The 25,525-nt window shown below is 37.7% G+C and carries 22 protein-coding genes; 8 read left to right on the plus strand and 14 right to left on the minus strand.

Features of this window, described 5'->3' with window-relative positions; all coding sequences use genetic code 11:
* Positions 1-185: 185 nt before the first annotated feature.
* From pknB to HXT37_RS00305, 7 genes are read right to left on the minus strand one after another with little or no spacing between them, the layout of a single operon-like run.
* Positions 186-2,189 (minus strand): Stk1 family PASTA domain-containing Ser/Thr kinase, encoded by a 2,004-nt coding sequence (gene pknB / locus HXT37_RS00275; RefSeq protein WP_012913692.1) that lies wholly within the window; start codon positions 2,187-2,189, stop codon positions 186-188.
* A complete protein-coding gene (locus HXT37_RS00280) occupies positions 2,186-3,148 on the minus strand; it encodes a serine/threonine-protein kinase (protein ID WP_004109538.1) in 963 nt (320 codons plus the stop codon). Before HXT37_RS00280 ends, pknB begins: the two co-directional genes overlap by 4 nt.
* The gene (locus HXT37_RS00285; RefSeq protein WP_004109541.1) at positions 3,145-4,611 is read right to left on the minus strand and encodes a peptidoglycan D,D-transpeptidase FtsI family protein; all 1,467 of its coding nucleotides are present in this window, start codon (positions 4,609-4,611) and stop codon (positions 3,145-3,147) included. Before HXT37_RS00285 ends, HXT37_RS00280 begins: the two co-directional genes overlap by 4 nt.
* Positions 4,604-6,085: an FtsW/RodA/SpoVE family cell cycle protein gene (locus tag HXT37_RS00290; RefSeq protein ID WP_004109544.1), complete on the minus strand. Its 1,482-nt coding sequence runs from the start codon at positions 6,083-6,085 to the stop codon at positions 4,604-4,606. The genes HXT37_RS00285 and HXT37_RS00290 overlap by 8 nt, the downstream gene beginning before the upstream one ends.
* Complete coding sequence (locus HXT37_RS00295) at positions 6,082-7,746, minus strand: protein phosphatase 2C domain-containing protein (RefSeq protein ID WP_116431997.1); 1,665 nt, start codon at positions 7,744-7,746, stop codon at positions 6,082-6,084. Before HXT37_RS00295 ends, HXT37_RS00290 begins: the two co-directional genes overlap by 4 nt.
* A gap of 3 nt (positions 7,747-7,749) precedes the next feature.
* Entirely contained in the window at positions 7,750-8,286 is a 537-nt protein-coding gene (locus HXT37_RS00300) for an FHA domain-containing protein FhaB/FipA (RefSeq protein WP_004109549.1), read from the minus strand.
* A 33-nt stretch (positions 8,287-8,319) separates the two neighbouring features.
* Positions 8,320-9,021, minus strand: coding sequence for an FhaA domain-containing protein (locus HXT37_RS00305; protein WP_012913694.1), 702 nt, complete (start codon positions 9,019-9,021; stop codon positions 8,320-8,322).
* Positions 9,022-9,176: 155 nt separating this feature from the next.
* Here HXT37_RS00305 and HXT37_RS00310 point away from each other — a divergent pair, with 155 nt between their 5' ends.
* Positions 9,177-9,914 carry a phosphatase PAP2 family protein gene (locus HXT37_RS00310; RefSeq protein ID WP_103013748.1) on the plus strand — a complete coding sequence of 246 codons (738 nt, stop codon included), beginning with the start codon at positions 9,177-9,179 and terminating at the stop codon, positions 9,912-9,914.
* Positions 9,915-9,937: 23 nt separating this feature from the next.
* The gene (mscL, locus tag HXT37_RS00315; RefSeq protein ID WP_012913695.1) at positions 9,938-10,348 is read left to right on the plus strand and encodes a large conductance mechanosensitive channel protein MscL; all 411 of its coding nucleotides are present in this window, start codon (positions 9,938-9,940) and stop codon (positions 10,346-10,348) included.
* An 85-nt stretch (positions 10,349-10,433) separates the two neighbouring features.
* On the opposite strand, the gene HXT37_RS00320 is transcribed toward mscL, so the two are convergent.
* The 7 genes from HXT37_RS00320 to dnaA form a co-directional block, all read right to left on the minus strand.
* Complete coding sequence (locus HXT37_RS00320) at positions 10,434-11,003, minus strand: DUF3566 domain-containing protein (RefSeq protein WP_369827461.1); 570 nt, start codon at positions 11,001-11,003, stop codon at positions 10,434-10,436.
* Positions 11,004-11,248: 245 nt separating this feature from the next.
* Positions 11,249-13,879 carry a DNA gyrase subunit A gene (gene gyrA / locus HXT37_RS00325; RefSeq protein WP_103013749.1) on the minus strand — a complete coding sequence of 877 codons (2,631 nt, stop codon included), beginning with the start codon at positions 13,877-13,879 and terminating at the stop codon, positions 11,249-11,251.
* 69 nt (positions 13,880-13,948) lie between these two features.
* Positions 13,949-16,024: a DNA topoisomerase (ATP-hydrolyzing) subunit B gene (gene gyrB / locus HXT37_RS00330; RefSeq protein WP_102703288.1), complete on the minus strand. Its 2,076-nt coding sequence runs from the start codon at positions 16,022-16,024 to the stop codon at positions 13,949-13,951.
* 180 nt (positions 16,025-16,204) lie between these two features.
* A complete protein-coding gene (locus HXT37_RS00335) occupies positions 16,205-16,672 on the minus strand; it encodes a DUF721 domain-containing protein (RefSeq protein WP_004109579.1) in 468 nt (155 codons plus the stop codon).
* A complete protein-coding gene (recF, locus tag HXT37_RS00340; RefSeq protein ID WP_421779533.1) occupies positions 16,672-17,973 on the minus strand; it encodes a DNA replication/repair protein RecF in 1,302 nt (433 codons plus the stop codon). The genes HXT37_RS00335 and recF overlap by 1 nt, the downstream gene beginning before the upstream one ends.
* 98 nt (positions 17,974-18,071) lie before the next feature.
* Entirely contained in the window at positions 18,072-19,196 is a 1,125-nt protein-coding gene (gene dnaN, locus HXT37_RS00345) for a DNA polymerase III subunit beta (RefSeq protein ID WP_421779535.1), read from the minus strand.
* 430 nt (positions 19,197-19,626) lie between these two features.
* Complete coding sequence (dnaA, locus tag HXT37_RS00350; protein WP_004109588.1) at positions 19,627-21,246, minus strand: chromosomal replication initiator protein DnaA; 1,620 nt, start codon at positions 21,244-21,246, stop codon at positions 19,627-19,629.
* Positions 21,247-21,634: 388 nt separating this feature from the next.
* Here dnaA and rpmH point away from each other — a divergent pair, with 388 nt between their 5' ends.
* The 6 genes from rpmH to rsmG all read left to right on the plus strand — a co-directional run bounded on the left by rpmH (position 21,635) and on the right by rsmG (position 25,197).
* The gene (rpmH, locus tag HXT37_RS00355; protein WP_004106067.1) at positions 21,635-21,769 is read left to right on the plus strand and encodes a 50S ribosomal protein L34; all 135 of its coding nucleotides are present in this window, start codon (positions 21,635-21,637) and stop codon (positions 21,767-21,769) included.
* Between the two features lie 21 nt (positions 21,770-21,790).
* The gene (rnpA, locus tag HXT37_RS00360) at positions 21,791-22,288 is read left to right on the plus strand and encodes a ribonuclease P protein component (protein WP_004119708.1); all 498 of its coding nucleotides are present in this window, start codon (positions 21,791-21,793) and stop codon (positions 22,286-22,288) included.
* 38 nt (positions 22,289-22,326) lie between these two features.
* Positions 22,327-22,647 carry a membrane protein insertion efficiency factor YidD gene (gene yidD / locus HXT37_RS00365; protein WP_004119706.1) on the plus strand — a complete coding sequence of 107 codons (321 nt, stop codon included), beginning with the start codon at positions 22,327-22,329 and terminating at the stop codon, positions 22,645-22,647.
* Positions 22,647-23,660 carry a membrane protein insertase YidC gene (gene yidC / locus HXT37_RS00370; RefSeq protein WP_012913701.1) on the plus strand — a complete coding sequence of 338 codons (1,014 nt, stop codon included), beginning with the start codon at positions 22,647-22,649 and terminating at the stop codon, positions 23,658-23,660. The genes yidD and yidC overlap by 1 nt, the downstream gene beginning before the upstream one ends.
* A 136-nt stretch (positions 23,661-23,796) precedes the next feature.
* The gene (locus tag HXT37_RS00375) at positions 23,797-24,351 is read left to right on the plus strand and encodes a protein jag (protein ID WP_004109601.1); all 555 of its coding nucleotides are present in this window, start codon (positions 23,797-23,799) and stop codon (positions 24,349-24,351) included.
* Between the two features lie 135 nt (positions 24,352-24,486).
* The gene (gene rsmG, locus HXT37_RS00380) at positions 24,487-25,197 is read left to right on the plus strand and encodes a 16S rRNA (guanine(527)-N(7))-methyltransferase RsmG (RefSeq protein ID WP_004109604.1); all 711 of its coding nucleotides are present in this window, start codon (positions 24,487-24,489) and stop codon (positions 25,195-25,197) included.
* Positions 25,198-25,525: the final 328 nt, after the last annotated feature.

Below are 25,525 nucleotides of genomic sequence, written 5' to 3' on the forward strand. Positions count from 1 at the left end.
TTTGCAACCTAATATAAGTCTATTTATGCAGATCTATTTTCACGCATCAATTTTTATAAGTAATATACGAATTTTATTAGAGATACAAACATTAGAGATACAAAAATGCTGCTTGTTCTACTTTTCTTGTAGAACAAGCAGCATATACATTATTTTTTACAGACTTAATCTAATACAAATCTAAATCAGTCTGAATCAGATGAAGAACCAAGGCTTGGACGTGTAACTAATGTAATCGCTTTGCCCTTCTCAACCTTGCTTCCTGCTTCCTCAGACATGCTCATGACTATATCGTCATCTTTTGCCATTGAATCAGATACTACTCTCAAACCTTTTGCTTCAAGTATTTTCTTCGCCTGTTTGAAGGTAACAGTACCAAGATCTATACTAGGAACTTCAACTTTTGAAGCACCTTGAGAAACATACACAGTAATAGAGCTGTGTGGTTTAACAGAGGAACCAGACGACGGATTTAGTCGAGTTACAGAACCTTCAGGCACATTATCTGAATCTTCCTTAACTACATCCGTAGTAAAACCAAAATTCTCTAATTGGCTAACCACAATGTCTTTGCTTTGACCAACAAGACCGTCAGGAATTTTAGTTAAACCGGATGCAATATATAAAGTAATTAACGTACCCTTATCAGCAAACGAATCTGCGTCAGGATCTGTGCGAGTTACATGATCTTTCTTAATATCTGCACTATCTTCTACTCGAACATTAGCAATCTTAAACCCAGCACGCTCAAGCATTTTACGAGCAGCTTCTTGCGTTTTACCACTTACATCTGGCACGCGAGTTGATTGTGGTCCAACCGAGAACCATACAGTCACCTTGGATCCAGAAGCAACATGCTCACCTCCACGCGGTGATTGCTTAGTAAAAGTTCCCTCAGGTTGAGAAGAATGATCATCTTCACGAATATCTGGAACCAAACCAAGTGCACGCAACTTTTCACGAGCAGCATCCTGCGTTGTTGTCTCCATAAATGTTGGAACTACAACATCTCCAGTAGCACGACTTCGATTGAGCATAAACAGCACACCCAGAAGAACTAATACTGTTACTAATACTCCAACTATAGATCCGATTACTACTCGTTTACGACGTTGCGCTTGCATTGTTGCTCTTTGTGACGCGCGCGTGCTAGGAGAAAATGCAATATTTGCAGATTCAACTTGACCAGTAATAGGATTGAACGATTGAGTTGCAGCACCATCTGTCATGCCCATAGCCATAGTTGCAGCATCCTGTTCAGCCTGTTTACGCGCCTTCATATTAGCTAAATCAGTCAATGGGTTAAACGCTGCTGCAACAGGCACTCCACCGTTCATAAACGCTAGAATGTCATTCTTAAACTCTGATGCTGTGGCATATCTATTTTGTCTATCTTTTGCCATTGCTTTAGCACAAATCTTGTCCCACATAGCAGGCATGCCTGGAACAAGTGTGCTAAGAGGTGTCGCCACTTCTGAAACATGCTGATATGCGATGGCAACAGCTGAATCTCCAATAAAAGGAGGACGTCCAGTTAGCATTTCATACAGCACACATCCTGCAGAATACAAATCAGAGCGCATATCTACTTGTTCACCACGAGCCTGCTCTGGAGACAAATATTGTGCTGTTCCAACAACACCTTGAGACTGTGTCATAGTTGTTGCAGAATCGTCAAGAGCACGAGCAATGCCGAAGTCCATTACCTTCACCATGCCCTGCTCGGAAATCATAATATTTCCAGGCTTAATATCGCGGTGAATAATACCCATTCTGTGTGAGTACTCTAAAGCATTGAGCACGCCAAGCATAACTTGTTCAGCGTCTCTCTGACTTAAAGCTCCATTCATTTTTAGAATATCGCGTAATGTTTTACCTTTAATGTATTCCATTACAAGATACGGTAAACGCTCTTCTAAGCCATTTTCTGCTATAACAGATTCTTCTCCAGAATCATAAATATTCACAATATTAGGATTGTTCATCTGCGCAATGGCATGCGCTTCCCTGCGGAATCGCGAAAGGAAAATCTCATCGTTCGCTAAATCAGAACGCATGATTTTCACAGCAACTGTACGACCTAAGCGCTTATCAACAGCAACACGCACTTCCGCCATGCCGCCGCGGCCAATAAGCTCCCCTAATTCGTATCGACCATTCGCTAATAAGGTGGGCATTGTGGTATTCATTGCTGCTCCTTGCGATCATTGGTATTAAAAATATTAATAATATTTACTTGGTTTTGCGGCATACTTTTAATACATCTTCGTTGTCGCAAATTTGTAGAAAGTACTCCTGTTGTATTGTTGAAGGCTGTTTCTTGATCTAGCAGTCTGCGCTCAATACGAGATAATACTTTCGACACAACTAATGCATCTTTTGGACGATCTTTTGGATTCTTTGCAAGCATAGACATAATAAACTGTTGTAATTGCAAATCAACATTTTCTGGCAAAGGTGGTACAGGATCATTAACATGTGCAGCAGCAATATCTACCGGCGTTGCTCCAGTAAACGGACGATGTCCGCACAAACCTTCATATGCCACAACACCTAACGAATAAATATCAGATTGTGCAGTAGCTTGTTCACCTTGTGCTTGTTCTGGAGAAATATATTGAGCTGTTCCAACTACCATGCCATCTTGAGTGATCTGTTCTTGGTCACTGGAATATGACACACCAAAATCTGTGATTTTCACATTGCCAGTATCAGAAACCATAATATTTGCAGGTTTTACATCGCGATGAATTACGCCATGAGAATGAGCTACAAAAAGTCCTCGAGCTGTTTGAATAAGAATAGGAAGTAACTTGGTAGGATCAATTATTTTTTCTTTATGATACAAATCTGCCAATGATTTACTTGGCACATATTCCATAATTAGGAATCCAATACCATCGTGCTCATAATAGTCAAATAATGCTGCAATATTAGGATGCGCTAAATTTGCTGAATTATGCGCTTCAGCACGAAGACGACGTAATTTTGCTTCAACGTTTACGGTATCTGTACGTAACGCCTTAATGGCAACAATTCGCCCAAGTTGAATATCAAAGCCTTTCCAAACTTCTCCCATACCGCCTTGAGCAAGGCGGCGATCAAGTCTATAACGATGATGAACTAACTGTCCTTCAACGAGTTTCATTGTTTAAGCGCCTCCTCCATCACTTGTCGCATAATAGGTCCTGCCGCGTAACTACCAAATGTACTTGTGTTATGTACTATAACCGCTATAGCTATTCTAGGATTTTCAGCAGGAGCAAATCCAATAACCCAACCATTAGCAGCTTGATTATACATTCCAATCTGTGCAGTACCTGTTTTAGCCGCAACATGAATATTAGGTAAAGCAAGATTAGGATTTTCTTTTGTAACAACAGCCTGCATCATAGAAGTTAATTTAGATGCACTGTCACTACTCATTACTTGGTTCATAACGGTTGGTCTAGTTTGTGACAATACTGACAAATCGCTAGATCTTACACAATCAACAAGAGTAGGCTTCATCAATGTTCCATTATTTGCAATAGCTGCCGCAATCATAGCGTTTTGCAAAGGTGTAACCTTAGCATCACCTTGACCTATTGATTCCAGAGCTAGTCTATCTGGAGTTGGCTTAATAGAAAAAGTAGATTTCACGGATCGTATTGGGAATCCAGTAGAATCAGAACCATCAATAGGCAGCGAATCGAAGAATCCAAACTTTCTTGCCTGCTTTACAATTACGTCAGATCCTAAAGAATTACCCAATTGAGCAAAAGCAGTATTAGACGAATATGCTAAAGCATCCTCAAAAGATATTTTTCCATCAACGCCATTCGCTTGGTAAGTGACATTTGTAAGAGACGTCTTGGTTCCAGGCAAAACATAGCTCGCACCAGCAGGTATTTTCGTATCAGGCTTGTATTTTCCAGATTCTAATGCTGCTGCTGCAACAACAGTTTTGAACGTAGAGCCAGGAGCATAAAGCTCAGAAACAGCACGATTCAGCATAGGATTTGACACATCTGATGTTATTCTCTCATACGATTTATTTACTTCATTAATATTGTGAAGAGCAAGATCATTCGGATCATAACTTGGAGTGCTTACCATGGCGCGAATTCTTCCGGTTTTTGGCTCAATTGCAACTAAAGCTGCGTCTTTGCCTTTAAGAAGATTGTAAGCAAGATTTTGCAAACGTGAATCAATTGATGTTTCTATAGAAGCTCCGCGATTAGTTGCTCCAGTAAATAATGAACGGAATCTTTGCCAGAACAGAGCATCTGATTCTCCACTTAATAAACTATTACGAGAAGCTTCAATTCCTCTATCTGCACGCTGGCTAATAGAAAAATATCCAGTAACTGGAGCATATACTAATCCGTTAGAATACTGACGTTGATACACAAAAGCATCTTTAGATGGTTCAGATTTCACTATAACTGTGCCATCTGATGTAAGTATTGCTCCACGTGGAGCGCCAAACTCATGGTATAAAGCTCTGCGATTTCGAGGATCAGAATTTAGAGCATTCGCTTTAATAGAAGTAATAATTGTACTTGAAATACCAAGTATTACAAAAAGTACCAATACTGCAGTAAAAAGTTCTCTAAGACTTTTATTCATTGTTATCACCTCTTTCTGAAGAGGAAATAACAGCAGAAGCATCTATATTATTTTCATAATCTGTATTGTTATATTCACTATTATTTGTATTCGTATTAGCTCGCTCTTGCAATTCACGCTCGCGCAACGCTGCTAAGGCAGCGTATTGGAAAGTATCGGAAACAGGAGCAGGTTCAGGTTTATTTGCAGCGTGAGAAATAACAATAAGCAAAGATGCAAGCAAATAATTTGCTACTAAAGAAGAACCTCCAGCTGCCATATACGGCAAAGTTAAACCGGTTAATGGAATAACCAAAGTAATTCCACCAACAACAGTAAACACTTGGAAAGCCATAGTAAAAACAAGCCCTGAAGCTAATAATTTTCCAAAGCCATCTTTAATTTTCATTGCAGTAATCATTCCGGATGCAATAATAATTAAATACAAAACCAATACGGCTAGAAGCCCAGTAAGACCAAGCTCTTCACCAACAGAAGCATAAATAAAATCAGAATTAGCTAGCGGTGTTATAGAAGGATGACCTTGTCCTAAACCTGTTCCGGTTGTTCCTCCAGCAGCCAAACCAAACAATCCAGATACAATTTGCGCTGAGCCACCAGGGAAACGATTATAAACCGCATTATCAAATGGATGAAGCCACGAATCCACACGATATTGCACATGTGCGAATAACTTTACTGCCATCAAGCATCCAGCTACAAAAGCAATACCCCCAACAGCAATCCATCCTCTGCGACCTGTTGCCACATACAACATTGACACAAACATTGCGAAAAACATCAATGACGTTCCAAGATCATGCTGGATAACAAGCACACCCATTGATGCTGCCCATACTAAAGCAATAGGTCCCATGTCTTGTAAGCGAGGAAGGTGAACTCCCAAAACCTTATTTCCACCTACAGCAAGTCGATCACGATGATTAAACAGGTACGCAGCAAAGAAGAATGACAGGAAAAGCTTAGCAAACTCTCCTGGTTGCACTGTGTGATCTCCAAAACCTATCCAAATTCTCGCTCCACCAATTTCTTTACCTAATCCAGGAACCATAGGTGAAAGCAAAAGAATCAAGCCTATAACCATATTCACATAAGAAAAACGCCTTAAAATGCGATAATCTTTCAAAAGAATAACGAAAATAATTGATAATACTAATGCTGCACAAATCCACACCATTTGTTTTATTGCAACATTTGTATTATTTTGCCTATCGATTCTAGCTATAAGAACTGTTCCAATTGCAGTTAAAAGCATAATACAAGGTAAAATAGCTTGACTTGCATATGGCTGTTTAACAAGAAGAACACCCCAAAATACGAAAAACAGTGCCATAACGAGAATCAACATTGCTGCATAATTAGCAGAAATATAACCGTCAATACGGAAAAACATCTGTAAAAATGCCATGCCAGAAAGCAATGTTGCAAAAAGCAACAATGCTATCTGTCTGATACGCGTAGCAATCATATTCATGAGGTTTTACCCCCTTGCTTCGCGTTATCTTTATTTTTATTTATTTTATTTTCTAATTTCTTTTGATTCTGTTCATTAAGTTTTTCTTGTTCTCGCGCACGCATTTCTCGACGAATTAACGAAGCATGACCACGAGCCTCAACTAAGCTGCCAAAACTAATACCTTCTTTTAATTGATCCTGCCAAGATTTATCTAGTTTATTAACAGAGATGTCAGTAGATTCCACTTTGTGAGATAATGCAATACCAAAAATATTTGTTGGCACTCCTTGATAAATAACAACTTTGTTACTGTCTTTTCCAATATAATATTGCGTTTGAGTCCACGCATATACTCCGTAGCCTACTCCAGAAATAACAAATAATACTAGTAATATTCCCAAAGATATGCCTATGCGAGTCCATCTACGCCTCAATGAATGAGCACGATGTGCCTCATCCTGCTCATGTTTAACAGCACGAGCAACATCTGGATCATGAGGATCTGTTGAAACTTTACCATTCTTTTTTTTGACTATAGGGATCTCATTAGTGTCAGGTGTATGTAATTCTCCAACTTCTTCACGAATGTGTGAAGGTTGCACAATTCTTGTAATAGATATTGTTCCTTCATCTGGATTTTTAGAATTATCATCATCTTGAGCTAGCGCAGCTGCTCTTTGAGCTGGTGAATTCTTATCTTCGCGCAATGCCGGTGCTGAAGCTACTGCTTTATTTACGATATCTGCAATTGACTCGAGATCCTTACTTGCAGCTCCTCCAATAAGTGGAGTTTGATGCGGAAGATCAAATGCATCAGCATCAAGTGCAAGCGTTGCATCTGCAATAACGGCTGTAACATTATCTGTACTACCAGCACGAAGTGCCATAGATACTAATTTTTGAGCGCATTCTTCTTGATTAGAAATACTACTCATCACATCTTGAATAGTTGAATCTTCAAGAACTCCACACAATCCATCAGAGCAAAGAAGCCAACGATCAGAAGGATGAGCTGAACGCAAAGCAATATCAGGACGAGGATCTATATCAAAATCACCTAGTACTCGCATAACAACATTTCGTTGAGGATGATTTCGCGCTTCTTCAGGCGTAATATGACCTGTATCAATCAAATGCTGAACATAACTATGATCAGTAGTCATGCGCATAAGATGATTATCTCTTAGTAGATACGCTCTAGAATCACCTAAATGAGCCAGAACCCAGTATCCTCTTACAAGAGTTACTGCAGTAACTGTCGTTCCCATTCCAGCAAGACGGCGCTCACGCTTAGCTTTACCAACAATCGCATCATGAGCAGCCATAATCGATGTTTCCATCATTGAAGAAACAGTTTTAACATCATGCGGTCTTGAATCTTGTTCAATATGTGCAAGAGAACGAATCGCTATAGTAGAAGCTGTATCTCCTCCAGCATGACCACCCATTCCGTCGCAAATTGCAGCTAAATGTTCACCAGCAAATGCAGAATCTTGATTATTACTACGAACAGTTCCAACATCACTGACAGCCGTAGCATACATAAAAAGTATTTTTTCTACAGAATTTGCGCGATTTTCTTTAATATCATTTTTATCTGTTATAGATGATATTTTTTCTATTTGCCCAGTAACTGCGGTCTGAATTTCTTCTTCGTTATTTGAATTGATTTGTTTCATTTGTTACCTCAATTCAAACATTGTTGCGCCGATTCGCACAGAAGTACGCGGAGCTAATATAACAGGCTCAGTAACACGATTATGACCAATCATGGTTCCATTTGTGCTACCTAAATCTTCAAGAACCCAAGAATTAACTGATTGATTAAAATAAACACGAGCATGGTGTGAAGATACAAATTCATCATTTAATACGACTGTATTAGAAGCAGCACGACCAAGAGTCACACCAGCAGCGTTCAATGGGAATGAAGATCCTGCCAAAGGTCCATCAATAACAACTAACAAAGTTGGAGAACCGGATGTATTTTCTTGATTTTCTGCTTTGGCAAATACTGGCGTCTCACGCACTTGCATAACTTGTGAAAACTTTGCTTCACGAGAATTACGACGAGAACTTTTCTTCCAAAAACGAGATTTTTTAGGACTAAATACTTCAATATCGCAGCGAAGCGAACGGATAGCGCACCATACAAAAATCCAAAGTAAGACTAAAAAGCCATACTTAAGTATTGCAAACGTTAATTCAGTAAACATCATGCGCGTTATCGTCTCCTAGCTCGGAAATACTTATTACTCCTGGTCTTGAGACGATGCCCAATAAAGAATACGCGTACGACCAATAGTAATAGTGTTGCCATCAACCAATGTTGCTGCAGGAACCTGATGACCTTCTACATATGTACCATTCGTAGATCCAAGATCACGAGCAATAACACCGTCAGGAGTTATATCAATACCAAGATGATGACGAGAAATACCTGGATCATCTATTACAATATCGCAACCAGACCCACGTCCTAAAATAGTACGATCCTTTGTAAGCAAGTACTGGTTACCATTAATTTCAAGCATCGGGTGATTCTGCGATTGATCCTCAGTAGTAACAGGAACAGCATTACCCTGAACAGATTCAGATGTCAAATGGAAATTACCTTTAGTTAATTCCAAATCCTCTTCAAAAATAACAACTACAGGTCCTACGAAAGCATAATGCTGACTCTTAGCATATTGAGTAAGATTATCTGCAAGCTCATTAGCTAATGCTTCACTACCCCATTGTTCAATATGATCAAAATCAGGCGTACTCAGCTTAAAACGGTACTCATTTGGAGCAACTGTGTGATCTCTGCCAATAGGCATGGCTTCAGCGTCAATTTCACGTTCCAAAGCACTCGAAAAATCGACTGGCTGCAAATCTTTGGAGCCGAATTTTGCGAAGACGCTGTTCATTGCACCTTCCACGCTCTTCTCAAATCGGTCAAACACGCTCATGGTAAACCCTTTCTATCTGTTCATCATAGTACTCGTCACCGGGTACGGTGTTCAACTACCACACGCTTTTCTTCTAATATATTTTCTTTTTTATACATATTATTTCGTACTCTCCAACGTGCATTTACATCATTGTGCGTGTAATCTTAACAAGTATGATGCAGAAAAATAACAATAATCACAGCGGATTATCGGTTTTCACTAGAAATTCCGCTACTATTTTTACACTATTACTCGCAGTTGTTATTCCGTGCTTAGGAAAAGCACTACTAGTTACTAGTAAAGAGCGCACTTATGAATCATCCATAGTTTCTTGGTTCCACAAGAGTGTTCCCTCTGTAATTCTCAGTATTTCAAAAATATTAGCTTTAGTTTTTTCAACTAAGGGTTGCATAGCAATACTTGTTTTATTAGCAGCGCTTTCATTATTTATAAATAAAAATTGGAAGATGACAATAATTCAACTTTTAATTTCGCTTCTTCCTATGATTTACATTTTTGCAGTTAAATTTGCTGTAAATCGTCCGCGTCCGTACATTGGTTTGAATATTAAATTACCAACTGATCCAAGTTTCCCAAGTGGACACACTTCAGCAGCTGTAGCAGTTTGCGTTATGGCAATGTTGATTCTTTACATCAATAAACCATCATCAATTCAATTTGGATTACTTTTTAGCGCAATTCTTGTTGTTATAGTTGCTGTTTCACGTATTATTGTCGCTGCTCATTTCCCTACGGATGTATTAGCTGCAGCAATTATATATCCACTACTTTCTGTTACAATTTTGCGCTCGTTCCAGCGACATAATTTATATATTGACAACAGAAATAATGACAAATCTACTTACGAAGAACAAATATTAGATTCTAACTCACAATCTAATATTCAATAATATATAAAAGGAAGAAAATACTAATGATAAAAGGATTTAAAAAATTTATTTTACGAGGCAGCGTAATCGACATGGCTGTCGGTGTTGTTATGGGTAGTGCAGTAACTTCAGTAGTAACAACGATAGTTAATTATATTATTAATCCTCTTATTGCAATGATTTTTGGAAAGCCAGAACTTAATGGTGTTCTAACTATTAGTATGAATGGTGCAACAATTTCTTTTGGCGCAGTAATTGGAGCATTATTGAATTTCCTTATTGTTGCTACAGCAGTTTATTTCTGCATTGTTTTACCTATTAATAAATTGCGTGAAATTGGTGCAGATTTGTTGCAAATTGAACATGAAAAAACTGAAGAAGAAAAAAGAAAAGAGCGTGAAGAAAAAACTATTCAACTGTTACAAGATATTCGTGACGAACTAGTAAAACGTTAATTTCTTATTTTTCTTATAAAAAATTCCCACTGCTTCGTAGTAAACAGTGGGAATTTTATTATCCAAAGCTAAATTATTCACACTATCAGTCGTCACCTAAAGTAATGTGAATTCCTCCAACTAATGAACCAACAACGTTATATAGAAGAGCAATTATTGCAGATAATACGGTTATTATAATTATTTCTACAATTGAAAAAATAGTCACAGTACTTAATACTGTTGGGAGTGAGAACACATCTGCAAGATTAAAACCGTTACTATCCAAACCAGTAGAAGAAACAATCTGCGTTACTTGATCAAATACACCAATCATATTCAAGAACAACCACACTAAACCTGCAGCAATAACTTGAATAATTCCTCCTGCAACGCTTAAAAGGAATGTTACTTTTGCTACAGACCATGCATCTACTCTTACTAAAGAAAGACTCATACGACGAGCACGCGGAACACGTCCCGATTTTGTTGCATTTGATTTATTGGAAATAGATGAAGCAGCACCACCAATTGTACGACGATACGTATTGGAACTACCACTAACACGTCCAGAAGATGATGAATTTTTAACAATATTTCCTAAAGAAGAATTACCAGATATTTCATCAAAATTATTTTCTTCACTTGAATAATTAACTTCCTTAGAAGGAACCATTTTTTCTGCAGATAATTCTGTGTCATTAGACAAAAATCTTGCAGATTCCTCATTCATATTCATCGGATTTTGCGATGGCTCAAAATTTTCGCTCATCTCAGTGTTCCTTCTCTTATTAATTTGCCTATAATCAGTGTCATTATACCAATGAGAGTACCAATAAAAACAGACTAGAACAGTTTTTATTAGTACTCTCAAATTTTTGTGGAATAATATTATTAATATTATTCCACATAAGAAGTTTCTTAAGCTTCCTCATTTTCTGAAGTAGCTTCTTTTTCTTCTAATTGATTTTCTTCGTCATCCGTTTCTTCATTACGGGCAATAGAAATAATTTCATCGCCTTTATCCGGCTTAGCTAAGGTTACGCCTTGAGTTGTTCTACCAGTGCGCTTCACTTCATTAACGTCAGAACGAATTACCTTACCGGACTTCATAATTGCCATTACTTGATCTGTTTCTTCAACAATCAAAGCTCCAACTAATGAACCACGACCCTCTGCAAGTTGAACAGCTTTAACACCGTAGCCGTTTCTTCCTTGCAAACGATACTCTTCAATAGCAGTTCGCTTAGCAAAACCTTCATTAGTAACAACAAGAAGATCTTTACTAGTTTCTGCCGCAACAACGTCCATATCGAGTAATTCGTCACCTTCACGGAATCTCATACCCTGAACGCCGGCAGTCTGACGACCCATTGGTCGAAGTTGTTCATCATCTGCTCTAAACTTCAAACTCATTCCAAGCTTAGAAACAAGAATAATGTCATCTTCTGAATTGCACAAAGCTGCACCAATAAGCTCGTCGACAGGTTCACCTGTTTCTTCATTTGCCATCAAACGTACAGCAATCAAACCGCCTTGACGTGGAGAATCATACTCTTGCAATGCAGTTTTCTTAACTTTCCCGGAACGAGTTGCCAATACCAAATATTTAGCAACATCATAATTTGGAATTGATAACACTGCTTGAATTGTTTCTCCAGGAGTAAATTGCAACAAATTAGCAACATGCTGACCTTTAGAATCGCGAGATCCTTCTGGAAGTTCGTAGGCTTTCAGACGATAAACTCGACCACGATTAGTAAAGAAGAGCAACCAATTGTGTGTAGAAGTTAAGAAGAAGTGATCAACTACATCATCTTCACGAAGCTTTGCACCCTTAATGCCTTTACCACCGCGGTGTTGAGCACGATACTCGTCTGCCTTAGTACGCTTAATATAACCTGCGCGAGTTACTGTTACAACAACGTTTTCTTCAGCAATAAGATCTTCAACATTCATTTCACCAGAGAATGGAAGAATCTTAGTTCTGCGATCATCACCATATTTTGCAACAATTTCATCAAGTTCATCGCCAACAATTTTGCGCTGACGTTCTGGGCTTGCCAAAATATCGTTGTAATCAGCAATTTTAATCATCAAATCTTCATGCTCGTCGAGAATCTTCTGACGTTCCAAAGCTGCAAGTCTACGAAGTTGCATTGCAAGAATGGCATCCGCTTGAACTTCATCAACATCAAGCAAATTCATTAAACCAGTACGAGCAGTTTCAACATCTTTAGATGAACGAATTAAAGCCACAACTTCATCAATCATATCCAAAGCTTTCAAATAGCCTTGCAAAATATGATCTCGCTCTTCAGCTTCACGCTTTAAGTAACGTGTACGCCTATCAATTACTTCAAGCTGATGAGTTACCCAATGACGAATAAACGCATCCAAACTCAAAGTTCTAGGAACGCCATCAACCAAAGCAAGCATATTTGCGCCGAAAGTTTGCTGCAATTGCGAATGCTTATACAAATTATTTAAAACAACTTTTGGAACAGCATCACGCTTAAGAACAAGAACCAAACGCTGACCTGTACGACCAGACGTCTCATCGCGCATATCTGCAATGCCTTGAATCTTGCCGTCGCGCACAGCCTCCCTAATAGAAGCAGCTAAGCGATCAGGATTAACTTGGTATGGAAGCTCAGTTACAACCAAGCACATACGTCCCTTAATTTCCTCAGTATTAACTACTGCGCGCATTGTAATTAAGCCGCGGCCTGTACGGTACGCTTGCTCAATTCCCTTGTGACCTAAGATTGTTGCTCCAGTAGGGAAATCAGGTCCTTTAATTCGCTGAATTAAAGCTTCAAGAAGTTCTTCCTTGCTTGCATCAGGATGATCCAACGCCCAGTGCACACCATCAGCCACTTCACGCATATTATGAGGTGGAATATTGGTTGCCATACCAACAGCAATACCAGCAGAACCATTAACTAAAAGATTCGGGAAACGAGCTGGCAAAACCGTAGGCTCTTGAGTTTTACCATCATAATTTGGCAGGAAATCAACGGTATCTTTATCGATATCTCGTACCATTTCCATAGCCAACGGTGCCATACGGCATTCCGTATAACGCATTGCTGCTGCAGGATCATCACCAGGAGAACCAAAGTTTCCTTGACCATCAACAAGCATATAGCGCATTGACCAAGACTGAGCCATACGCACTAAAGTGTCATAGATAGCAGAATCACCATGAGGGTGATACTTACCCATAACATCACCGACAACGCGAGAACACTTGTTATATCCGCGATCAGGCCTGTATCCTCCATCATACATTGCATAAATAACACGACGGTGAACAGGTTTTAAACCATCACGAACATCTGGTAAAGCACGCTCAACAATAACAGATAATGCGTAAGCTAAATAAGATTCGCGCATTTCCTGCTGCAAATCCATGTTCTTTACGCGAGCACCCTTCATTAAGCCATAATCAGTATTATCTGCTTCCTGAGGGCTCTGTGGTTCCATAGAACCATCTGGAAGCTGATCTCGCTCAGCATCATCACGAGCGGAGTTTATTTCGTCTACCACTTCAATTCCTTCTTAATCTTATAAAAATTAAAGTTTTTTCTTTTTATCTTTTCGAATAAATTAATACTTTTAAGCGTCAATAAACCTTGCATCATGAGCATTTCTTTGAATAAAGAGTCTACGAGGCTCTACTTCATCGCCCATAAGCATGGAGAATGTTTCATCAGCTCGAGCAGCATCTTCAATATGAATTTGCTTCAAAATACGATGCTCAGGATCCATTGTTGTTTCCCACAACTCCTGATAACTCATCTCACCCAAGCCCTTGTATCGCTGAATACCTTCACCTTTAGGAAGTTGACGACCAGCAGCTTTACCTTCTGCCAAAACTCTGTCTCGCTCAGCATCCGTATAAACAAAATCATGTGCTCCCTTGCTCCACTTCAAACGGTACAAAGGTGGCATAGCAACATAAACGTATCCTGCAGTAATCATAGGACGCATATAGCGGAAGAATAATGTCAAATTCAAAGTAGCAATATGAGCACCGTCGACATCAGCATCAGCCATAATAATGACTTTGTGATATCGAACCTTGCTTAAATCGAAGTCTTCTCCATAACCACCACCAACAGCAGTAATTAAGGATTCAATAGTTTCAGACTTCATCATTCTGTCGATTGAAGCGCGTTCAGTATTCAAAATCTTACCACGCAAAGGCAAAATTGCTTGCGTAATAGGATCGCGACCTTGAATTGCTGAGCCACCTGCAGAATCACCCTCGACTATGAATAATTCACATTCTTCAGGATTACTTGACTGGCAATCCTTCAACTTATCTGGCATTCCAGCAGTTTCAAAAATAGACTTGCGACGAGTATTTTCGCGAGCTTTTTTAGCAGCAAGTCGAGCACGAGAAGCTTCTATAGCTTTTTGAATAATATTTTTTGCTTCATTTGGATGAGCATCAAACCAATCTCCAAGCTTTTCAGTCATGACTCTTTGCACAAAAGTCTTAGCTTCAGAATTGCCAAGCTTTGTTTTAGTCTGACCTTCAAACTGTGGAGTTGTAAGCTTTACTGAAACAACTGCTGTTAAGCCTTCGCGAACGTCATCACCAGAAAGATTAGTATCTTTCTCTTTCAAAATATTCTTTTCGCGAGCATAACGATTAACTAAAGTAGTAAGCGCTGCACGGAATCCTTCTTCGTGAGTACCGCCTTCAGTAGTCGAAATAGTATTAGCAAAAGTGTGAACTGCTTCAGAATAAGCAACAGTCCATTGCATAGCAATTTCCGCAGAAATACCAATTTCAAGATCTTCAGCCTCAAAGTCAATAACATCTGGCTCTACTGGAACAGCTTTTCGAGATTTAACTAAGTAATCAACATAGTCTTTAATACCATGCTCATACTGGTAGCTTACGCTTCTATGCTTTTCTTCACTAGAAGATTCGGAATCACCTGCAACTTCATCTCCAGCTTCATCTGGCTTACGTAAATCAGTTAAAGAAATCTTCAAACCCTTATTTAAGAAAGCCATCTGCTGGAAGCGAGAACGCAAGGTTTCAAAATCATAAACTGTTGTTTCAAAAATTGTTCCGTCTGGCCAGAAAGTCACAGAAGTTCCAGTAGATTCTCCTTCTGTCATTGGCTCACCTTTTGCCAAAGGAGCAGTTGGATGCTGATCAACATAAGTTTGAGTCCAGTGGAATCCTTGACGACGAACTTCAATTTCTACACGAGTAGAAAGTGCATTAACAACAGAAATACCTACACCATGTAAACCACCAGAAACAGCATAACCGCCGCCACCAAACTTACCGCCAGCGTGAAGCTTAGTCATAACTGTTTCAACACCAGAAACACCTTCGCCTGGCACTTCATCTACTGGAATACCTCGACCATCATCGACAACACGAATAGCATTATCAGGCAAAATTGTTACTTCAATATGCGAAGCATATCCTGCCAAAGCTTCATCAACAGAATTATCAACAATCTCATAAACCAAATGATGCAATCCACGAGGACCAGTAGAACCAATATACATGCCTGGTCTAATACGAACTGCCTCTAATCCTTCTAGAACACGAAGGTCACTCGCATCATAATGTTCAGGAGCAAGTGAATCATCGAGTTGAGCATCATCGAGTTTATGCTCTTCGACGGCATTATCCATCGAATTATCTTCCGTGTTTGCCACTTTAGGTCCCTTCACAAATTGCCTCATATTAAAAGGCATTTATAGAGCCAACATATGCCAGAAAGCACATAAAAGGGGATTCTAGCGTTTTAGCCATAATACATGACATTCTACACACATACTATGACCTCTCTTCAGAAATAGGCATTTTTACTATTTTTAAAAAATATAATAATATTATTAAAATTTATTTCTTAAAAATCCTAATCCACTCGTTGTTGGACCAATAACTTTAATTTCTTTTATTTCAATATTTTCAAGGTTATTATTAATTTTTTCTTTTAATTGTGGAATTAAATAAGAAAGTTGAGTTGCCCAAACTGTTGATTGAGCACGAACAATAAGCACGCCATTTACAACTTGACTTATTTCACAATGTTTTGCAATACTTTCCCCTACTACTTTATGCCAAGAAGAACGTAATTTTGCTATAGAAAGTTGACTATTCCAATTACTTTCAGAAGCAAAATTTTTTAAAATACCACAGAATGATTTAGGATCTCTACCAGGTTTTCCAAAATTTTCCCAAGCTTGTTCTGCATTTTTTTCACGATTATTTTCGCGTTCAGCTTTTCTATTAATAGGATCAAAAATAATTGCAGGTAATTTTCGAGTATCAATTTTTAAAAGAATATTAACAGGAATCATTATTTTTCCTCCTGCTTATTTTTTCTTTGTTCTATTACATCAAGCAAAATATTATTATGCTCTTCACTGAAATTATTAATTTCATTATTTTTTTCTAATAGTTTTCCAATATTTATAAGATTTGTTTTTTTAATATATTCTTTATTAGGAATGTCGCTAAGAGAAGAAGTAGTAATAAAAACTTGACCTTGATTAAGTGCAAAATTTAATATTCTTATACGCCTGTTTTCATCAAGTTGTGCAAATACATCATCGAGAATAACAATAGGTTTATCATTATTTTTTTCTTCTAATGCCTTGCATAATGCCATTTTTGAAGCTATTGCAATTGTCCAAGATTCACCATTCGAAGCAAAATCTTTAGCAGAAATATTATTAATAGCAAAGTCAATATCATCACGATGAGGGCCAATAAGATTGCATCCTCTAGCTAGCTCTCCATCATAAATACGTTGAAAATGCTCACTTATTTTAGAAAAAAGCTCGTTTTTATTTTCAACATTTTCATCACTCTTTTTTTCAAATAGTACTTCTTCAAAAGAAGGAACATATATTATTTCCGTATTTTCTTCATTAGTAAAAGATTTAATTATATTTTTGAAATATTTATTAATAATTTGCACAGTTTCTTGGCGTGCTTTTGTTAAGTTAATACCACTTTCAATAAATTTACCAGTCCAAATTTCTAATCCGGATAATGAAACTGTCTGATTTTTGTATGAAAAATCTCTAATATTTTTTAGTAATGCAGCACGCTGTTTAGAAATATGTTTAAATTCTTGCAATAATTGCACATAATTTGGTACTAACAAAGATCCAGCTTGATCGATAAAAGTACGTCTAACATTAGGATCACCAATTATAAGAAATTGGTCTCTTGGAGTAAAAGAAACTATTGGCAATAATCCAACAATGTCTTTAACATATAATGCTTTACCAGAATTTATATGTGCTCTATTAGAACCTTTTACGTAAAGATCTATTTCATAAGTTGTTTGATTTAAATTACTTTCTAAAGATGCAATATTACTTAAGCCAGTATTTGTTTCATCTTTTTTATAATTTATATCATTATTAATGGTATTTATTCTTATTATTGATTTTTCATAGCCTTTTTTAATAAGAGGCAATGTTGAAGATGTTCTGTGACTTATTCCAGTACCAGTAACTTCTAATGCTTCTACAATATTGGTTTTTCCTAAACCATTATTGCCATATATAACATTTATTCCAGGGTTGAAATCACAAATTATATGGTTCCAAGAACGAAATGCATCAAGGGCAATTCGCGAAATATACATTGCTTAATTACCCTTTCTTAATAGTTTTAAAAGAAAAATGCGATATTACATTGTACATCAAAAAATAATCTAAAATACAATGCAATATCGCAACAATATTAATTATTAAAACGCATAGGAACAAGCAAATAGCGATAATCTGTTGATTCATCACCATCTGATTCCTGCTGACCATTAAATTCAACAGGTTTTACAGCTGTTGTCATTTTCATGTGAACGAATGGCTCTGGAATAGCTCCTAACCCTTCAAGTAAGTAGTTCGGATTAAAGGCAACAGTTATGTCTTCTCCATCCATATCGATATCAAGTACTTCTTTTGCTTGTGATTCGTCAGCAGTACCAGCACTCAAAGTTAACTCCTGATTTGAAAAAATCATTCGAATAGGAGCATTTCTTTCGGCGACTAAAGATACTCGCTTAATTGCATTTATCAATAATTGTTTATTAATAATTGCGTGAATAGGATATTCATCTACGAATAGTCGATCTACAGAAGGGAATTCTCCATCAATTATTTGTGAAGTACTTGTACGACCGGAATTTTCAAAACCTAAAAGTGACTTATCTTCCTCATTAAAATGGATAATAACATTTTGATGATCGTCGAGAGAATGAGCAATATCTCTTAGTAATGACCCACGAGTAAGAGTGGTCGAATGAATGTCATTATGTTCTGGTGTCCACTTAAAAGTAGATCTAGATAGACGGAATCTATCAGTAGAAGTCATAGTAACGGTGTCATCTTCAAATTGGATCCTAATTCCAGTTAGAACCGGTCTATTTTCTTCTCTAGATGTAGAAACAGATGCTTGATTTACAGCTTGAATAAATGTTGGTGCATCAACCTGACCTAATTTATGAGGCAGTTCAGGCAAGTCAGGATACTCTCCAAGAGGCATAAGTTGTAGAGTAAATGTTGATTTTCCGGAAGTAATAGTCAAAGTATTATTTTCAGATTTTAGATAAGTTTTTTCTGCAGGAAGAGACTTAGTAATATCTGCCATCAATTTGCCTAGAATAAGTATGCTTCCCTCTTCGTCAACACCAGCTTCGATGTGATGGCAGCTAGAAATTTGATAGTTGAATGCAGAAAGCTGCAATGTGCCATTTGCTGCTTCAATTTTTAAGCCTGCAAGAATAGGGTTTGCAGGGCGTGAGTCAATTACGCGTGTAGTCCAAGCTACAGCATCAGCAAATGATGCAGAGTTGACTTCTACTTTCATGCTTCCTCTTTTCTGTAAAGTCTGCATTTATTCTACAGTATGAGGGTGTCTACAAAAAAATATTTTTCAATGTTTGCATTGCTTTTGCAATTGTTATTTTTCTTATTAACTAAGTAGTAAATAAAAGTAGTAATAAAGACTGTGTATATGTGGAAAAGTGCTTAAAAACCGCTTTTAAAAAGACTTATTAACAATTAAAAGATGTGGATAACACAAGAACAACAATGTGTATAAGTGGGGAACTTATCCACAACTTTTTCTATTTTTTAGAGTTTCCACATTTTTAAATGCCTTATAAACAACTTAATAACATTTTTAAGCGGCGTTTTCCACGAGTTATGCTCAGCTTTTACCCACATTTGTTATTAAGTATGTGGATAACTTTTTATAAACTTTTAAACATTTATTCATGAATATGTGGAAAATAAGTTTAATTTCTACGCTCAACAGGATTTTGTTTTAAACGAACAGTTAATTCCATAACGTAGTTATAAATTTCTTGCTTTTCTTGCATCTCGCCACTTACTCGAGTATAAGCATGCATAACTGTAGTATGATCCCTACCGCCAAAAACTTCGCCAATATCAACCAAACTCATGCTTGTCATTTCTCTTGCAAGATACATTGCAATTTGACGAGCGAGTGCAACATTCTTTGTGCGCTGACGACCAACAAGTTCATCAAAAGTCATGTGGAAATACTGAGCTACTTGACTAATGATGTCAGTTGGCCTTACTTCAATATCTGTAGCAAAGAAATCTTGTAATGCTTGTTCAGCTAAAGCTTTACTAACAGGCTGATTACTTAAAGATGCTACAGCAGTAACGCGTGTCAATGCACCTTCAAGTTCACGAATATTTTCTGTAAAACGTTCAGCAATTAAATCAAGTACGTCACTTGGAACATTACAGTGATTCATTGATGCCATCATTCTCAGAATTGCAATACGCGTCTCCAAATCTGGCGGTTTAATATCAACCGTAAGACCTGATTCAAATCTGGAAATTAAGCGTGCTTCAAATCCCTTAAGATTTTTTGGCGCAACATCTGAAGCTATAACTATTCGCTTATTTGCTTGATATAAAGAATTAAAAGTATGGAAGAATTGTTCAAGTGTTGCTTCTTTTCCACCAAGGAACTGAATATCGTCAATAAGAAGAACATCTACTTCACGATATCGCCTATTAAAATCAGCGATTTGACCTTGACTTTGATTTGGTGTTTGAAGAGCTTCAATAAATTCATTAGTGAATTCCTCACTTGTTACATAACGAACTTTAAGTGAAGAATCTTTTACTAAAGCATAATTGCCAATTGCATTAAGCAAGTGAGTTTTGCCAAGACCGGAGCCACCATAAATACATAAAGGATTAAAATCTCTGCCGGAACCCTCTGCGACTGCCAAAGCTACAGTTCTTGCAAAACGATTTGAATCGCCAGGCACAAAAGTATCAAAAGTTGCGCACGTATTTAAATGTGTAATTGCATCGCGTTGAACAGAGACAGGCATTTTTTGCTGTGCAGCCTGTTCAGTAGAAATATCAGTTTGTTGAAGAGTAGATATTCCAGTTGCATGATCAAAATCTGGTTGTACAGGAGATGAATTATTTGCTGTAACCGATGACAAATTATTAGATGATGAAACTGAAATATTATCAACAGGCAAAACTGTATTATCAGTTACTATTTTATTTTTATTTAAATTCGCATTGTTCTGTGCTTGATGAGATAAAGAATTTGAAGAATTTTGTGCAGCTTTTTCCTGATATTCAGATTGAGGGACGATCCTAAAAGCAGGAAACATATCTTTACCAGTGCAAATTTTTAATGCTGTAAGTAGAGGAGAATTTAATTCATTTTGCAAAGCTTGTTGCGTTTCAGCATTAGATACGCACAAAACAATGGTCGTTCCAAAGATTGCTTCTGGTTTAACACCTTCAAACCAACCTTTATCGCGCGCAGTTAAAAGGGCATTATGCTGTAAAACAGTAAGCGTATTAGACCATACCAAAGCAGCTTGCGATGTAGAATCGCCTAATGTATCAGCCATTTCACCCCCAAACTTGCATTTAGCACATGTAATAATGCTGATTCTGTTTACGCGCGCACGTGTGTAATAAGTATCAGTAAGATATGTTTACTCTGACCCTACGAAGTTATCCACAGTCTAGCGTGTTGAAATTGTTTAATTGTGAATAACATGTGTGTAATTTGTGGATAAGTTTAAAGCTGAGATTTGGCTATTTTTCAACGATTTTGCGTGTACAATAAATTGTAGTAGAAATGTGAATAAATCATTTTTATTTATATCTGACAATGTTGATTCTTTAATAAGAAAATGTGGAGTTTTGAGCATTGGTGAGGGGTAATAGTATTTTGGTATAGCTTGACTCATACGGGGCCATGCTTTTGCGTGGCTGAATACAGGAGCATTAGTTATGAAGAGGACATTTCAGCCGAATAATCGTCGTCGTCACATGAAGCACGGCTTCCGCGTTCGCATGCGTACGCGTGCAGGTCGCGCAGTAATTAATCGTCGTCGTGCCAAGGGCCGCAAGTCACTGTCTGCCTGAGTTAAGGTAGCGTCGTAAGGCATGGAAAGGCTGAAAAGCCACCGTGATTTTGTTGCGGTGCTAAAAAAACGGCGCAAGGTGAGTTCTCGGGATATCGTCGCGCATTACATTATGCGTGACGATATAGCCGTGCAGAGCACACTTAACGAAGATAGAAGTGCAAGTTTAGATTATATTGCCACGGGTTTTGAAAGTGATACTCCCGCGGCATTTTCTGGTACCTTCTTACATGATCAAAAATTTGAACATGTAAAGAGGTTAGGTCTTGCTGTATCTAAATCAGTGGGGAAAGCTGTAGTTCGCAATAAGGTAAAAAGACGTCTACGAGTAATCGCAAAAAATTATGAATCTTTATTACCTGCAGGTTGTGATGTGGTGCTAAGAGCAAAACCTTCTGCAGCTCAATCTTCATTTGATTCGTTACAATGCCAGATACAAAAGCTTTTTGGCAAAATTAGTGCAGATCTGTGTTCTACACAAAATTGCAAAATGCATGAGAATAATCAGAATCAAGGATAATTGAAATATATTATTTTGAGTAAATGGTGGTTATTGTTATGCGTAGTAAAAAAAGTTTAAGTTCTAAGTTTGTAATTAGTGCAATTAGATGGTATCAGCGCACGATTTCTGCAAATAGACCAGCTTGCTGTAGATACTATCCTACGTGTTCGCGTTATGCTATTGAAGCAATTGCTAGATATGGCACGTTTAGAGGTGGTATTCTTGCATTATTACGCCTTCTACGCTGTAGACCTTGGACAAGCTGCAGTATTGATGATGTACCCCGCAAATATTCGATTTTTTACAGATGTGCTTGGTCTAAAGCACATGAAGAGCCACGGCTAACTCCCTTGGCTGAAGAAGACAAGGAAAACTAATGTTTAATCAAGATAACTTCATACTTGATAATGGATTCTTGGGATGGTTTTATAAAATCTTGACGCCAGTTGAGTGGCTCATGACTCAAATTATGTCATTATTCCATAAGTTATTAACTCTTCTGGGAATGAATGAAGTTGGCTTCTCTTGGGTTTTTTCCATCGTATTCTTGGTATTAGTTGTGCATGCGTGCATTTTCCCTGCATTTATTAAAAGCATTAAAGGCATGCGCAAAATGCAAGCTATTGCGCCTAAGATTAAGAAAATACAGCAAAAATATAAAGGCAAAAATGATCCTGCAAGTAAAGAAGCTATGCAGCGTGAAATGATGAAGCTTTATCAAGATAACAAAGCCAATCCTGCTGGTTCGTGCCTACCTATGATGATTCAGGGTCCTGCATTTATGAGTATTTGGTATACGCTTTCCGTTATTCCTTTTATTGCTCGTGGTAAGCATGCAGCTCTTGGTGCCTTTGATATTGCAACAGCACAGCAATTCGTTAAAACTCGCGTATTTGGGGTTGGTGTTGCAGATACTTTTATGACAACTGCTGGCGCAGGTAAAATTGTCATAGTTATATTTGTTGTACTTATGTGTGCTGCAATGTGGTACATGCAATTCAATAATATTCGTAAGAATCTTCCGCCTGAGTCTAAGCAGGGTAGCCAATATACTGTACAAAAGCTCATGATGTGGGGATTCCCGTTGATTTACGTTTTCTCTGCGTTTGCTATGCCATTTGCAATGTTGGTTTACTGGTTAGTAAACAATGTTATAAATATGTTGCGTTCAATTTGGCAAGTTTACGCATTCCCAACTCCTGGATCTCCTGCAGCTGAAGAAAAAGAAAAGCGTGACTATCAAAAAGAAACTGCTCGTCGTGAGCGCGAAGGGTTGCCTTCTATTGAAGAAGAGAATCTTCAAAAAGCTCGTGAAGAAGCTGAGCGTAGAGAGATTGAGGGATTCCAGCGCAAACAGCCACAACGTAAACGTAAGGTGGCAAAGCGCTAATATTTAGATACATTTTGCGGATATATAAAGTCATTTTTATGACTTGAAAATAAGTTAGTAACTTGGCTTTATTATCCGCTAAACTAGACTTCAGGAATTTGTAAAACGTGAATTTTCTCACGATAAGGAGTAATTAATGGTACAAGATGAGAAGAGGACGGTTGATCAACTCAATGAAGAAGCTGATATTGCCGCAGATTATTTAGAAGGCTTACTCGATATTGCTGATTATGAGGGTGATATTGAGATGGGTGTGCGCAATAATCGCCCAATGATTCAGATTGTTGCAGATGATGACACTGATATTAAGAATTTAATTGGTCGCAATGGTGAGGTTGTCGATGCCTTGCAGCAATTGAGTCGTCTTGCTGTTCAACAAAAAACTGGTGATCGTTCGCATCTTATAGTTGATGTAGATGGATTCTTAAAGCGTAAGCGCCAGCATTTGCGCGATATTGCGTTAGATGCTGTTGATGAGGTGCGTGAAACTGGTGAACCTGTGAATTTGAAGCCAATGAATTCTTTTGAGCGTAAAGTTGTGCATGATACTGTACGTGATGAAGGTTTGCGCTCCCGTTCACATGGGGAAGAACCACGCCGCTATGTAACTGTTTACATGCCTTCAGTTGCTTCTGAAGATGAGAATATTGATGAAATTGACGATGTAGAAGGCGAATATTCTGAAGAATAATTAATTTTTATTTAATTGTTTCTTTTCGAAGGAAAAGAGAAATAAAATGAAAAGTAACACAATGGAACAAAAAATGTTTTGTTGTGTTACTTTTTATTTATTTTTTATATTGCTTTTATTTGTTTTGGGGAAAATATGGAAGCTAATTTAGATAAAAAATACGAGGAAAATACACAAAAAATAGCGGACGAATTGGAAGGATCCCCGTTGCTGAACGAGGTTTTAGGTGAAGCATTAGAAAAGTGTAAGCTGTTTCACGTGAAACTTCAGCAAGAAGGATTAATAAGAGGTCTTATCGGTCCTAGAGATATGAATATTCTCTGGGAAAGGCATATATTAAATTCTGCAGCAGTTGTTCCTTTTATTAAAGAAGCAATAGTTGGTAGAAAAAATAAAAGAGTTGCAGATGTAGGTAGCGGCGGAGGTTTTCCTGGTCTAGTTTTAGCTGCGTGCTTACCTGATTATGACGTTACTTTGATTGAACCTATGGAGCGTCGTGTTGATTGGTTGCGTGAGTGCGTTGCTCTTATGAAATTAAAAAATGTTACTATATTTCACGGCAGATCAGATGAAGTTATTGACAAAGTTAAGTCACATGAAATTCCAGCGTTTGATGTAGTAACATGCAGGGCTGTAGCTCCTATGACGAAATTAGCTGGATGGACTATTCCTCTATTGAATAAGCACGGGAAATTAATAGCATTAAAGGGTAAATCTGCTCAAGCAGAAGTAGAAAAAGCTGTAAAAATGATTCGAAAAGCCGGTGGAATAGATACTCATGTTTTTGAGGCACCTGTTGCATCTGGCTTACAACCAACTACAGTTGTAATAGTAAATAAAGCCTAATTTTTTAATTAAAATTTGTGTTTTCTATGGCGCGAGTTTATTTTCGATGTTCTTGCGTATCGTCTATGAGTTTTGACTGGTGTTTTCTGAAAACGGTCTGATGAGCCTCGAAAGTTCTTGTTTGGCGTGGCGTGAGTTTTAGCTGGTGTTTGGCTGGCGGGTTTCTTTGTGTGGCTGTGTGAGATAGGAATTACTTGTCTCGCAGCGCTCCGCTCTTATACCTTATTTGGACTTAGCGGTTGTGTAGTTAAGTTTAGTTTTTTATTTACTTTTTCTGCAAAAATAGTATTCATCAACAAGATTATTACTATCGTTCCGCTTTTATATT

The organism is Gardnerella sp. DNF01151 (assembly GCF_049244235.1).
Taxonomy (GTDB): domain Bacteria; phylum Actinomycetota; class Actinomycetes; order Actinomycetales; family Bifidobacteriaceae; genus Bifidobacterium; species Bifidobacterium swidsinskii.